Genomic DNA, 2371 nt, shown 5'->3' on the forward strand with positions numbered 1-2371 from the left:
CCCTCCTTGAATTTATGTCGCAAGGAGGAGAAAGGGAAAACTCGCTGCGCTCAGACAGTTCCCCTTCTTTTTTCCTCCTTGCAACAAAAATTCAAGGCGCCGCATAGGGCAGGAACGTCAAAGGCCAAACCGTCTGAGTGCGTGCGGTGGCGTTCTCTTACGGGCGTTTGCCGATCGGTACGAACTTCAGGTCGTCGGGGCCGGTGTAGTTGGCGCTCGGGCGGATGATCTTGTTGTCGATGCGTTGCTCGATGATGTGCGCTGCCCAGCCGGACGTACGCGCGATCACGAACAGCGGGGTGAACATCGCGGTCGGCACGCCCATCATGTGGTACGACACGGCACTGAACCAGTCCAGGTTCGGGAACATCTTCTTGATGTCCCACATCACGGTTTCCAGGCGCTCGGCAATGTCGAACATCTTGGTGTTGCTGGCTTCCTTCGACAGCTTGCGCGCCACTTCCTTGATGACCTTGTTGCGCGGGTCGGACACGGTGTACACCGGGTGGCCGAAACCGATCACGACTTCCTTGGCTTCCACGCGGCGGCGGATGTCGGCTTCGGCCTCGTCCGGGGTGTCGTAGCGCTTCTGGATTTCGAAGGCGACTTCATTGGCGCCGCCGTGCTTCGGGCCGCGCAGCGCGCCGATCGCGCCGGTGATGGCCGAGTAGATGTCCGAGCCCGTGCCGGCAATCACGCGGCCGGTAAACGTCGATGCGTTGAACTCGTGCTCGGCATACAGGTTGAGCGAGACGTGCATGGCATCGACCCACGACTGCGACGGTTCAACGCCGTGCAGCAGGTGCAGGAAGTGGCCGCCGATGGAGTCGTCGTCGGTTTCGACTTCGATGCGCTTGCCGTTGTGGCTGTAGTGGTACCAGTACAGCAGCATCGAGCCGAGCGATGCCATCAGGCGGTCCGCGATGTCGCGTGCGCCGGGGGTGGCGTGGTCGTCCTTTTCAGGCAGCACGGTGCCCAGCACCGACACACCGGTGCGCATCACGTCCATCGGGTGGGCGGAGGCGGGCACCCATTCCAGGGCGGCCTTCACGTTGGCGGGCAGGCCGCGCAATGCCTTCAGCTTGGCCTTGTAGGCAGCAAGTTCCGCCTTGTTGGGCAGCTTGCCGTGCACCAGCAGGTGGGCGACTTCTTCAAACTCGCACGCCCCGGCCAGGTCGAGGATGTCGTAGCCGCGATAGTGCAGGTCATTGCCGGTGCGGCCAACGGTACACAGGGCGGTGTTGCCGGCCGTCACGCCCGACAGGGCCACGGATTTCTTCGGCTTGAAGGCGCCGGCGTTCGGCGTGCTGTTATCGGCTTCGCTCATGGTGGTGGTCTCCTTGGATGCGTTGAGTCTGTAGGCGTTATTTCTGTGCGGCAAACAGCGCGTCGAGCTTGTCTTCGTACGCGTGGTAGCCGAGATATTGGTACAGATCGGCGCGCGACTGCATGGTTTCCACGGCCGCCTTCTGGGTGCCGTCACGCATCACGGTCTGATAGAAGTTGAGCGCCGCAGCGTTCATTGCGCGGTAGGCGCCGCAGCAGTACAGCGCAATGTCCACGTTGGCGCTGCGCAGTTCGTCGGTGGTAAAGAGCGGCGTGCTGCCGAACTCGGTCAGGTTGGCCAGGATGGGCACTTTTACAGCGGCCTTGAAGCGGCGGTAGTCGTCCAGCGTCTTCATGGCTTCCGGAAAGATCATGTCGGCGCCCGCTTCCACGTAGGCGACGGCGCGCTCGATGGCGGCGTCGATGCCTTCGGAGGCGGCGGCATCGGTGCGGGCCATGATGACGAAATCGTCATCGGTGCGGGCATCCACGGCGGCCTTCACGCGGTCGACCATTTCGTCGGTGGAAACGACTTCCTTGCCGGGGCGATGACCGCAGCGTTTCTGGCCAACCTGGTCTTCCAGGTGCACGGCGGCCACACCCGCCTTGATGAACGAGCGAATGGTGCGCGCAATGTTGAAGGCGCCGCCCCAGCCGGTGTCGATGTCGACCATCAGCGGGATCTGCACCGCGTCGGTGATGCGGCGGGCGTCGATCAGTACGTCTTCCATCGTGCTGATGCCCAGGTCCGGAATGCCCAGCGAGTTGGCCGCCACGCCGCCGCCCGACAGGTACACGGCCTTGAAGCCGGTCTGCTCGGCCATCTTGGCAGCGTAGGCGGTAATGGCGCCCACCACTTGCAGCGGTTGGGATTCGGCCACGGCAGCACGGAACTTGGCGCCGGCGCTGGTGGGGTGTCGATGGGTTGTGCTCATGTGTGGCTCCAGAAAGATTGGCCTAAGAGAGCAGGAAGCGGGCCACCCAATCGAGTGGACGTAACCCCTTGATTTGTATGGATGTGACGTTACCGCCCGGGCGCACACCA

2 protein-coding genes are annotated in these 2371 nt (G+C 63.0%); both read right to left on the minus strand.

Going from position 1 to position 2371, the window contains the following annotated elements:
• Positions 1-157 precede the first annotated feature (157 nt).
• Positions 158-1327 carry a bifunctional 2-methylcitrate synthase/citrate synthase gene (prpC, locus tag BEK68_RS07275; RefSeq protein ID WP_004632271.1) on the minus strand — a complete coding sequence of 390 codons (1170 nt, stop codon included), beginning with the start codon at positions 1325-1327 and terminating at the stop codon, positions 158-160.
• 37 nt (positions 1328-1364) lie between these two features.
• Positions 1365-2261 carry a methylisocitrate lyase gene (gene prpB / locus BEK68_RS07280; RefSeq protein ID WP_004632269.1) on the minus strand — a complete coding sequence of 299 codons (897 nt, stop codon included), beginning with the start codon at positions 2259-2261 and terminating at the stop codon, positions 1365-1367.
• Positions 2262-2371: the final 110 nt, after the last annotated feature.

This window comes from Ralstonia pickettii (assembly GCF_001699815.1).
In the GTDB taxonomy this organism is placed as follows: domain Bacteria; phylum Pseudomonadota; class Gammaproteobacteria; order Burkholderiales; family Burkholderiaceae; genus Ralstonia; species Ralstonia thomasii.